Genomic DNA, 9713 nt, shown 5'->3' on the forward strand with positions numbered 1-9713 from the left:
GTCGTACGTGCGCCTGCACGTACTGACAGGATCACCAGGATTCACCCGGACCACCTCCAATCACCAAGAGACACCATAGGCGGGTCAAAAGTAACACATGACCGCAGCCTCCTCCCAGGATACTTCCAGCTTCACCAGCCGATCATGCAGGACCTGCCAAAAAAGGGACGTGGATCCTGGCTGTCCTGACCGATCCCCTAGGCTTACTACACGTGCGCGTTCTCGTTGTTGGATCCGGTGGCCGTGAGCATGCCCTGTGCCGTGGCCTGAAGCTCGACCCGTCCGTCTCAGCGGTGCACTGCGCGCCGGGTAACGCGGGGATCGCGGAGATCGCGACCCGGCACGAGGTGGTTCCCACCGACAGCGAGGCCGTCGTCGCGCTGGCCGTGCGGCTGGGTGTGGATCTGGTCGTGATCGGGCCTGAGGCGCCGCTGGTGGCGGGCGTCGCGGATGCCGTACGGGAGCGGGGGATCCCCTGCTTCGGGCCGTCGGCGGCGGCGGCCAGGATCGAGGGGTCCAAGAGTTTCGCCAAGCACATCATGGACGCGGCGGGGGTGCCGACCGGGCGGTCGTTCACCTGTACGACGCCGGAGCAGGTGGTGGCGGCGCTGGAGGAGTTCGGCCCGCCGTACGTGGTGAAGGACGACGGGCTGGCGGCCGGGAAGGGTGTCGTCGTCACCAGGGACCGGGCGGCGGCGCTGGCGCACGCGGCCGCGTGCGAGCGGGTCGTGGTGGAGGAGTTCCTGGACGGGCCCGAGGTGTCGCTGTTCGCGCTGTGCGACGGGGAGAGCGCGGTCGCGTTGCCGCCCGCGCAGGATTTCAAGCGGGCCTACGACGGGGACGAGGGGCCCAACACGGGCGGCATGGGGGCGTACACGCCGCTGCCGTGGGCGCCGGCGGGGCTCACCGAGCGGATCATGGCCGAGGTGGTGCTGCCGACGGTCGCGGAGTTGGGGCGGCGGGGCATTCCGTACACCGGAGTGTTGTACGCGGGGCTGGCGTTGACCGCGAACGGCCCTCGGGTCATCGAGTTCAACGCACGTTTCGGCGACCCGGAAACCCAAGTGGTGTTAGATCGACTGGAGACACCGCTGGGGCAGCTGTTGCTGGCGTGTGCCACTGGGGCGTTGGCCGGTCAGAAGCCACTTACCTCCCGGGAAGGCGCGGCGGTCACCGTGGTCGTGGCGGCCGAGAACTACCCGGACAATCCAGTAAAAGGCGACGTCATCGCCGGGTTGGAGCCCCAAGTCGAGGGCGCGTACGTGCTGCACGCGGGCACCGAACGGCGCGACGGGGAGATCGTCTCCAACGGCGGGCGGGTACTCAACGTCGTGGGCACCGGCGAGGACCTCGCGCAGGCCCGCGCGAAGGCGTATGAGGCGGTGGCGCGCATCCGCCTGCGGGGTGCCTTCCACCGCACCGACATCGCCGCTCCTACCTGGGAAAACAGCCCATGAAGCACGTGCACTCCGGCAAGGTCAGAGATCTCTACGAGACCCCGGACGGCCTGCTGCTGATGGTCGCCTCGGACCGCATTTCCGCGTTCGACCACGTCCTCGAACCCGACATCCCAGACAAGGGTGCCATCCTCACGCAGCTGTCGCTCTGGTGGTTCGGGCAACTCGCGGATCTGGTGCCCAACCACGTGGTCGACAGGGGCCCTGACCTGCGAAGTGTCCTCTGCCGCAAGCTCACCATGGTGCCCGTGGAATGCGTGGCACGCGGCTATCTGACCGGCTCGGGACTGATCGACTACCGCCGTACGGGAATGGTCTCCGGAGTCGCGCTTCCCGAGGGCCTGGAAGACGGTTCGCGGCTCCCCGAACCCATCTTCACCCCCTCCACCAAGGCTCCGGTGGGGCAGCACGACGAGCCCATGACGTACCAGCAGGTGGTCCAACAAGTAGGCTCTGACGTGGCAGAACAGCTCCGGGAGATCACCCTCGCCGTGTACAGGAGAGGCGCGGAGAGGGCCCTGGAACGGGGCATCATCCTGGCCGACACGAAGATCGAACTGGGCTGGGACGCGGACGGCGTGCTGACCCTGGGCGATGAGGTCCTGACTCCGGATTCATCCCGGTTCTGGCCGAAAGATACCTGGTCACCGGGCCGCAGCCAGGAATCCTTCGACAAGCAGTTCGTCCGTGACTGGCTCACGTCCCCGGCGTCCGGCTGGGACCGCGCCAACGACGCTCCGCCGCCCCGACTCCCCGGCGAGATTGTCGAACGTACGCGCGAACGTTATGTGGAGGCCTATCAGCGGTTGACCGGAACCACCTTCACCGGGTAGTTCCCCCGCGAATCGCCCCGCTTAGCGGCTACTGTGGCCCGATACCCGGCTACCGCACCAGCCGCCTCTTCCTCCACACCCCCACCTGAGGAGTCCATTTCATGGTCCGTTACCGCGTACGCGGTGGCAATGTACTGCGTGGAACCGCCTTCATCCAGGGCGCGAAGAACGCCGTGCTGCCCATGATCGGGGCTGCGCTGCTCGCGTCCGAGGGCCGCACCGTGCTGCGCAACGTGCCCGCGATCGAAGACGTGCGGCGAGCGACGGAGCTCGCCGAGGCCATCGGTGCCAAGGTGCAGTTCCACGAGTCCGAGCGCACCCTGGTGATCGACGCATCGCGACTGACCAGCCCCGTCCTCCCGGCCGAGATCGCGCGCAGGTTCCGCGGTTCGGTCCTGTTCGTCCCGGCTCTGCTGCACCGACTGGGCGAGGCGGTGATCGAGGGTGTCGGGGGATGCAACCTCGGCAGCCGCAATCTCGACTTCCACTACAACGGCTACAAGCGGCTGGGCGCCATCGTCAACGAGGACGACAGCGTCATCCACATCAAGGCGGCCGGGCTGACCGGCGCGCCCCTCTACCTGGACACTCCCTCGCACACCGGCACCGAGAACCTGGTCATGGCCGCGGCGCTGGCCAGCGGCACCACGGTGATCGAGAACGCGGCGCTGGAGCCCGAGGTCCTGGACGTCATCCACATGCTGACCCGGATGGGCGCCCGCATCCGCGGCGCCGGCACCGGCTTTCTCACCGTCGAGGGCGTGAACGAGCTGACCGCGGTCGAGCACACGGTCATGCCGGACCGGCTCGACGCGGGCGTGTTCATGATCGCCGCCGCGCTCACCGGCGGCTCGGTCAACCTGGTCGGCGGCTCGCTGGAGCATCTCGGCGTGGCCCGCTGGAAGCTGGAACAGATGGGCGTCGCGTTCGAGGACGAGGGCGCGGTGCTGCAGGTGAGCCGGGCCGAACCCATCCGGCCGATCAATGTGATCACCGACACCTATCCCGGCTTCGCCACCGACCTGCAGAACCCGCTGATGACGCTGGCCTGCCTGGCGGGCGGCACCAGCTACATTCACGAGCGTATCTTCGACGGCCGTTTCGCGCTGGCGGGCGAACTCAACAAGATGGGCGCCAACATCTCGGTGGCCGAGAACCGCGCCGTCGTGCACGGTCCGGCTAAATTGCGAGGAACACGCGTCACGGCTCATGATCTGCGTTCTGGAATCGCACTTGTGCTGGCCGGTCTGGTCGCCGAGGGCGAGACGACAATCGACACCGGCTATCTCATCGATCGCGGCCACGCCGATCTCGCCCCGCGCATGCAGGCGCTCGGCGCGGATGTGGAACGCGAGATTTCCCCTTCCGAGTAATCCGCGTCCATAAAGGCCCTGACCAGGCCAAACACCGTTGGTAATCCCCGCTGTTGCCATCGCAGATGGGTATTCCGGAAAATCCGGGCGTGACATTACGGCCGTTGCGAGCGATCGTTCCAAAGAGAAGCTTCCCAGGAGCGGATTCCGGAGCTTTCCGGGGAAGCGAAACCACGAAGGCGCGCGGGATGGGACGAACATTGGTCGAGCGCACGGAAGAGTCTCCACGCGGATCGCGGGTGGGGGCCGGGATGGGCGCTGGGACGCCGGACCTCACCATCGGTGTGGTGGGGCCCCATGACCTCGTCGAGCGGGTGATGCTCATGGGCCACTCGGCGGCACCGGTGCCCTGTCGCCTGGTGGCCGCTGCCTATCGCGACGAACAGGAGGCCTCAGACAAAGTAACCAGACTCGGTGGCGTAGACGCCTGCCTCTTCGCCAGCCCGATTCCCTACGAACTGGCCCGGCGGTCCGGCGTACTGACCATGCCGGCCACGCACGTGCAACTCGGCGGCGCCGCGCTGACCGCGGCGATCGCCCGGGCCGCACTGGACGACCGCATCGACCCCCGGCGGGTGAGCGTGGACGTGCTCAACCGCTCGGAGATCGATGAGGCCTACGCCGATCTGGGACTGTCCGCGGCGGAGGTGCACAGCCGGGACGAACCCGGCGCCACCGGCACCATCGCGGCGTTCCACGAGCGGCTGGTCCGGCAGGGGGCCTCAACCGGCGCGCTGACCTGCATTCCCGGGGTCGCGGACCGGCTGACGGCCGCGGGCATCCCCGCGGTCAGGATCCGGCCGACCTCGGCCGCGGTCAGGACCGCGTTACACACGGCCGCGCTGCTCGGCGCGCACCACCGGCTCGAAGAGTCGCAGCTCACCGTCATCCTGGTCGAGGTGCCGACGCTGCGGGAACCGGTGCGCAGGGCGGCACCACGGTACTGGCGGGACGAGCTGCGCCTGTCGCTGCATCGCCTGCTGGTGCAGGAGGCCAACCGGATCAACGCGAGCGTGTGGCCGATCGACGACCACAGCTATCTCGTGGTCGCCACCCGGGGCTCGATCGCCGGGGCGACGGACGGCTTCCGCGTGTTGCCGTTCGCCGCGCGGATCCGGGACGAGCTCGGCCTGGCGGTCGAGGTGGGGGTCGGCATGGGCCGTACGACCCATGACGCGGAGACCCACGCCAGAGCCGCGCTGGCCAGGACCCAGGCGGGCAAGCAGGCGCAGGGGTTCGCGGTGGACCGGGAGGGACGGGCGCTCGTCCCGCCGCCCCGGATGCCACCGCAGTCGGCGGGCCCGGTCAAGCCCAAAGGGGTGGAGGTGCTCGCCCGGCTGGCCGCCAAGCTGGAGGGCGGGGACACGGTCGTGGACGCGGAAGGGGCCGGGAAGATGCTCGGCGTCACGCCGCGTACGGCTCGGCGGTTGTTGCGCACGCTGGTCGACGAGGGACTCGCGTGGCCGCTTCCGCCGAATCGCACACCGCAGCCGGGCCGCCCCCGGCAGCTGTACCGGCTGATCGTCGAGAAGCTCAACCGGTAGTACGGATCGGGTGGGCATGTCGTGGGGACGTGCCCACCCGACCCCGACGTCAGGAAATGTCCGGACCCATCGCTATTGTCATCAGCCATGGGCCAGGACACTCGTGACATTCGCGTCTGGATCGCGCTTGCCACCGTTTACGTGGTGTGGGGATCGACATATCTCGGCATCGCCATCGCCATCGAGACCATGCCCCCGATGCTCAGCTCCGGGCTGCGATTCGTCACGGCCGCGCTCATCCTCGGCACGTTCCTGCTGGTACGGCACGGCAAGCAGCCCTTCCGCATGACCTGGCACCAGATCGGCGGCGCCGCGCTGGTCGGCGTGCTCCTGCTGACCGGGGGCAACGGCATGGTCGCCGTGGCCGAGCAGTACATCTCCACCGGTCTGGCGGCGCTCCTGGTGGCCTCCACCCCGCTGTGGCTGATCGTCCTGCGGGTGGTTTTCCGTGATCGTCCGGCCGCGCTGACCCTAACCGGGGTTCTGGTCGGATTCGTTGGGGTTGCCGTTCTGTCGCTGGACGGTGGCGGATCGGGGTCAGCCGTCGGGGTCGTGGTGATCCTGTTCGCCTCGTTCTCATGGTCGATCGGATCGTTCCTGACCGCGCGGATCCCGATGCCGAAGAACGTCTTCATGGCGAGCACGGTCGAGATGGCCGCCGGCGGGGCCGGGTTACTGCTGGTCGGGACCCTCGCCGGGGAGCACCTGGTGCTCGCGGACGTCTCGGCGCGGTCCTGGCTGGCGCTCGGCTACCTGGTCGTGGTGGGGTCGCTGGTCGGGTTCACGTCGTATGTCTGGCTGCTCGGCAACGCACCGATCTCGCTGGTGTCCACCTATGCGTACGTGAACCCGGTGGTGGCCGTCATCCTCGGCGTGCTCGTGCTGAGCGAAGGGGTGACCGTGCCGATGGTGGCCGCCGGGCTGCTGATCGTGGCCGGGGTCGCGCTGGTGGTGTCCACCGAGCGGGGCTCACGCGCTCCGGAAGGCCGCGGCGGCGGCGAGGAAGGCGTCGTTGGCCTCGCGGTCGCCGATGGAGACGCGGGCGCCCTCGGTGCCGAACGGCCGTACGGCGACTCCGGCGGCGGCGCAGGTCTCGGCGAAAGCGGGGGTGTCGGCGGCGAGGCGGAGCCAGACGAAGTTGGCCTCGCTCTGCGGAACAGCCCAGCCCTGGGCGATTAGCGCGTCGCGCACCCGGGTCCGCTCGGCGACGACGGTCTCCACCCGGGCCAGCAGCTCCTGCTCGGCCTGGAGTGAGGCCACGGCGGCGGCCTGGGCGAGGTGGTTGACGGCGAACGGCACCATCGCCTTGCGCACGGCTGCGGCGACCGGCTCCTGGCCGATCAGGTAGCCGACCCGCAGGCCCGCCAAGCCGTACGCCTTGGAGAACGTGCGCAGGACGGCCACGTTCGCGCGGTCGCGGTAGATCGTCAGGCCGTCGGGCACGTCGGCGTCGCGGACATACTCCCGGTAGGCCTCGTCCAGGATGACCAGGACGTGGTCGGGGACGCGGTCCAGGAAACGTTTGAGCTCGCCGTCCCGGTTGACCGTGCCGGTCGGGTTGTTCGGGTTGCAGACGAAGATCATGCGGGTGTTCCGGGTGATCGCGTCGGCCATCGCGTCCAGGTCGTGCGTCTCGTCCTTGAGCGGGACGCGGACCGAGGTGACCCCGGCCAGGTCGGCCAGGAGCGGGTAGGCCTCGAACGAGCGCCAGGCGTAGATCACTTCGGCGCCGGGGTCGCCGACAGCCTCGAACAGCTGCTGGGCCACGGTGACCGAGCCCGCGCCGAGGGCGATGTGCTCGGGGGGCACGCCGTACCGCACGGAAAGGGCTTCGATCAGCTGACGGGCGGCTGGGTCCGGGTAGCGGTGGATCTGGGTGGCCGCCTCCGCGATCGCGCGGACCACGCTGGGGAGCGGCGGCTCGGGCGACTCGTTGGAGGAGAGCTTGAAGGACCGGCCGTCCGGCGCGACGACGGCCTGGCCCGGCTTGTAGGCCACCATGGTGTCGAAGACGGCGCGGAACTTCGGCATTGCGTACCCCTTGAGAATGTGGTGTATGCCCACCTTAACGGGTGAACCCGGCCCTCGATCGAGGGCCGGGAAGCACCACTTTTACCACCAGGGGCCGCAGACGGAGTACGCGCCGGTGACGCGGCCGCAGGCGCGGAACACCCGGCTGGCCGAGCTGCTGGTGGCGTAGCCGCGGGTGTAGGGGACGCCGCCGTCGGCGTCCACCAGGTAGGGGCCGCACTGGGTCCAGCTGGCGCCGCCGTTGTTGCTCACGTCCATCCAGACGCCGTCGCCCTTCTTGGTGGTGCCGGTGATGCGCGCCCAGCCGATCTGCTGACCGTTGAGCGTGCCCTTCCTGAGCTCGACGTAGGTGCCGAAGCGGCCGGCGTCCTGGCGGTAGACGGTGCTCGTGCCGGTGGCGCTGCCCGGGTTCGGCCACGAGGCGCAGTCGGCCTGGGTCGCGCTCGCGGCCGAGCCCCCGACGGACACGATCGCGGCGGCGGCGAACACGGCTCCGACGGCCAGAGCCCCCTTGCGGCTGGTGATCTTCATGGGATCCTCCTCAGTCGTTTCTGGCTGACGTTGAGGAGCTTCCGTCCTATTGCTCCAGATCTGCTTCAGCTGGGGCTGAGAGGGGCTTATAGCGGCTCTGGAGGCTATTTGGAGCGGGGCGGTGGAGAGTCCAAGCATCGAACCGCACCCCGAGGGGGATCCGATGGCACTCAGGCAGCTCATCAGCGGCGCCGCGACCGCACTCGTCGTGGCCGCCGGACTGGTCACGATCGCGGCGGCGCCGGCGTCCGCGGCGGTGACCCGCGCGCAGATCGTGTCCGTGGCGCAGACCGAACTCAACAACGCTTCACGTAACTATGGCGCGGGGCCGCAGGGTCAGTGGGGCGTGTGTAACTACTACACCGGATATTTCAGGACTTGGAAGCCGGCGACGGCGGCGTGTCCGACCACCGATGGTGTTCGCTGGCGGGAAAGTGACTGGTGCGCGGACTTCGCGAAGTATGTCTGGAAGAACGCCGGGGTCACCTACGCCAACATCGCGGAGGGCAGCGGGGGCGTCCTCACCGGAGTCGCGGCCTCGTTCAAGGACTACGGCACGACGTACGGGACGTGGCACACGCGTAGCAGCGGATATACGCCGCAGCCCGGGGACGCGGTCGTGTTCGACTGGGAAGGCGACGGGGTGATCAACCACGTCGGGATCGTGAGCTCCGCCAACGCGAGCACCGTGTTCACGATCGAGGGCAACAGCGGCACTCCGAGCATGACCCGGGCGCGTAGCTACACGCGGTCCTCGGCCAGCATCGTCGGCTACAGCGCGCCCGTCGGGGTGGGGTCGACGCCCACGCAGCCGCCGGCGCCTGGGAAGTACTGGGTCGACACCTTCGCCGCGGCAGCCGGTTACTCCACGCCCGGCGGGACCAGGACCGGGACGCTGAACGCGGGCACCAACTACGTGTACTGCAAGGTGTGGGGGCCGATCGTGCAGGTCAGCGGGGCCTACAACCACTGGTGGCTGCGGACCGACCTGGACAGTGGCAGCCCGTGGCAGAACCAGTACGTGTCCGCCTACTACCTCTCGCGGTGGGGCAATGACGAAGCCAAGGACAACAGCGGAGTGGTGATCCCTGACTGCTGACCCCCATTCTCTGCCGGTGGGCGTCCCGACGCCCACCGGCGCTTCCCCATGTACGGAGACAAGATCATGCGAGAGATCATCCTCATGTCCGACCCGAGAGTCGCCTCGATGCCGGTGCAGGAGTGCGGCGAACCGCTGGTGGATGTGCGCGATATTCCCGGTGTACGGATCGACGATCGGCTGGCCGACAAGGCGGGCGCCTACACGAGACTCAGACAGGGAGTCGCCGAACGCGTCGCGACCGCCCAGGGACGGTTACCCGCCGGGCTCCGGTTCCTGGTCGTCGAGGCGTACCGACCGTTGTGGCTCCAGGTTCGGTACTTCGATGAGTACGCGGCTGAGCTCCGGGATAACAATCCCGACTGGCCGGAGGACTACGTCTTCGTACAAGCCTCCCGGTCCCTGGCCCCACCCGCCGTCGGACCACACGTCTGCGGAGGCGCCATCGACCTCACCCTCTGCACCGACGACGGCACCGAACTCCCCATGGGCACCGACGTCAACGCCAGCCCCGAAGAAAGCGCCAACGCCTGCTACACCAACGCACCCGACCTCTCCCCAGCCGCCCGCGAAAACCGCACCATCCTGACCACCACTCTCACGGCTTCGGGCCTCGTCAACTATCCGACTGAGTGGTGGCATTGGTCGTACGGCGACCGCTACTGGGCGACTCTGTCCGGCGCGAAGGCGGCCCTTTATGCGCCGGTCGAGTGGCCGTGAACTCGCATCGGGACCACCGCATCATGGCTGCCGCTGCCATAGGTAACCACGAATGGCTGCCATTGCCCTGGGCAACCACGGAGATGACGGGTCCGGGCGGAGCCCGGAAGGAAACCAAGGGTGGG

General features: G+C 68.6%; 8 protein-coding genes and 1 pseudogene. 7 read left to right on the forward strand and 2 right to left on the reverse strand.

Going from position 1 to position 9713, the window contains the following annotated elements:
• Positions 1 to 212: 212 nt before the first annotated feature.
• The 5 genes and pseudogenes from purD to Amac_RS38720 all read left to right on the forward strand — a co-directional run.
• Positions 213 to 1457, forward strand: coding sequence for a phosphoribosylamine--glycine ligase (gene purD, locus Amac_RS38700; RefSeq protein WP_155359394.1), 1245 nt, complete (start codon positions 213 to 215; stop codon positions 1455 to 1457).
• Positions 1454 to 2290 (forward strand): phosphoribosylaminoimidazolesuccinocarboxamide synthase, encoded by an 837-nt coding sequence (locus Amac_RS38705; protein ID WP_155359395.1) that lies wholly within the window; start codon positions 1454 to 1456, stop codon positions 2288 to 2290. Before purD ends, Amac_RS38705 begins: the two co-directional genes overlap by 4 nt.
• Before the next feature lie 101 nt (positions 2291 to 2391).
• Positions 2392 to 3663 carry a UDP-N-acetylglucosamine 1-carboxyvinyltransferase gene (gene murA / locus Amac_RS38710; RefSeq protein ID WP_155359396.1) on the forward strand — a complete coding sequence of 424 codons (1272 nt, stop codon included), beginning with the start codon at positions 2392 to 2394 and terminating at the stop codon, positions 3661 to 3663.
• 251 nt (positions 3664 to 3914) lie between these two features.
• Entirely contained in the window at positions 3915 to 5207 is a 1293-nt protein-coding gene (locus Amac_RS38715) for a transcriptional regulator (RefSeq protein WP_155350545.1), read from the forward strand.
• Between the two features lie 87 nt (positions 5208 to 5294).
• Positions 5295 to 6149 (forward strand): annotated as a pseudogene (locus Amac_RS38720) (EamA family transporter); the annotation flags it as partial.
• 27 nt (positions 6150 to 6176) lie between these two features.
• Here the strand turns inward: Amac_RS38720 and hisC are convergent.
• Entirely contained in the window at positions 6177 to 7238 is a 1062-nt protein-coding gene (hisC, locus tag Amac_RS38725) for a histidinol-phosphate transaminase (protein WP_155359397.1), read from the reverse strand.
• Positions 7239 to 7319: 81 nt separating this feature from the next.
• Positions 7320 to 7769 carry a hypothetical protein gene (locus Amac_RS38730; RefSeq protein WP_155350543.1) on the reverse strand — a complete coding sequence of 150 codons (450 nt, stop codon included), beginning with the start codon at positions 7767 to 7769 and terminating at the stop codon, positions 7320 to 7322.
• Positions 7770 to 7932: 163 nt separating this feature from the next.
• Here Amac_RS38730 and Amac_RS38735 point away from each other — a divergent pair, with 163 nt between their 5' ends.
• Positions 7933 to 8868, forward strand: coding sequence for a CHAP domain-containing protein (locus Amac_RS38735; protein WP_155359398.1), 936 nt, complete (start codon positions 7933 to 7935; stop codon positions 8866 to 8868).
• 66 nt (positions 8869 to 8934) lie between these two features.
• The gene (locus Amac_RS38740) at positions 8935 to 9588 is read left to right on the forward strand and encodes a M15 family metallopeptidase (protein ID WP_155359399.1); all 654 of its coding nucleotides are present in this window, start codon (positions 8935 to 8937) and stop codon (positions 9586 to 9588) included.
• Positions 9589 to 9713: the final 125 nt, after the last annotated feature.

Origin of the sequence: Acrocarpospora macrocephala, from assembly GCF_009687865.1 — a bacterium.
GTDB classification, from domain to species: domain Bacteria; phylum Actinomycetota; class Actinomycetes; order Streptosporangiales; family Streptosporangiaceae; genus Acrocarpospora; species Acrocarpospora macrocephala.

Coding starts and splice junctions, on each gene's coding strand:
- Amac_RS38705 (WP_155359395.1), top strand. CDS start 1,454: ATGAAGCACGTGCACTCCGGCAAGGTCAGAGATCTCTACGAGACCCCG.
- murA (WP_155359396.1), top strand. CDS start 2,392: ATGGTCCGTTACCGCGTACGCGGTGGCAATGTACTGCGTGGAACCGCC.
- Amac_RS38715 (WP_155350545.1), top strand. CDS start 3,915: ATGGGCGCTGGGACGCCGGACCTCACCATCGGTGTGGTGGGGCCCCAT.
- hisC (WP_155359397.1), bottom strand. CDS start 7,238: ATGCCGAAGTTCCGCGCCGTCTTCGACACCATGGTGGCCTACAAGCCG.
- Amac_RS38730 (WP_155350543.1), bottom strand. CDS start 7,769: ATGAAGATCACCAGCCGCAAGGGGGCTCTGGCCGTCGGAGCCGTGTTC.
- Amac_RS38735 (WP_155359398.1), top strand. CDS start 7,933: ATGGCACTCAGGCAGCTCATCAGCGGCGCCGCGACCGCACTCGTCGTG.
- Amac_RS38740 (WP_155359399.1), top strand. CDS start 8,935: ATGCGAGAGATCATCCTCATGTCCGACCCGAGAGTCGCCTCGATGCCG.